This window comes from Citrobacter sp. VF227, from assembly GCF_052950715.1.
On record NZ_JBRFVF010000346.1, the window covers coordinates 1 to 480 of the forward strand.

The 480-nt window shown below is 68.5% G+C and carries 1 protein-coding gene; it reads right to left on the minus strand.

The window, feature by feature from the left end:
* A partial coding sequence (locus tag ACU8YC_RS26675; RefSeq protein WP_446896217.1) for a methyl-accepting chemotaxis protein occupies positions 1-480 on the minus strand: 480 nt, incomplete at both ends.

Genomic DNA, 480 nt, shown 5'->3' on the forward strand with positions numbered 1-480 from the left:
CGGCAGCCCTGCACATCCTGAGCGGTGGCCTGGGCCAGATCGGCGATGCCCTGCACGTTGTGGGTGATCTCCTCGGTGACGCTGCTCTGCTCCTCGGTCGCGGCGGCGACCTGGGTGTTCATGTCGCTGATGGCTTCCACCTGGGCGGTGATCGCCTGCAGGGACTGGCCGGTGCGCTGGCTGGCCTGAACACCGGTACCCGTTGCGGCCTGACCGGCGTGCATCGCGCTGACGGCGGTTTCGGCGCCGTTCTTCAGCCGTCCGATCATCTGCTGGATCTCGTCGGTCGCGGCCTGGGTGCGTCTGGCCAGGGTGCGCACCTCGTCGGCCACCACAGCGAAGCCACGGCCCATGTCGCCGGCACGGGCCGCCTCGATGGCGGCATTGAGGGCCAGCAGGTTGGTCTGCTCGGAGATGCTGCGAATCACCGCCAGCACCTGATCGATGGAGGCCACCTGCTGGGCCAGTTCGGTCACAGAG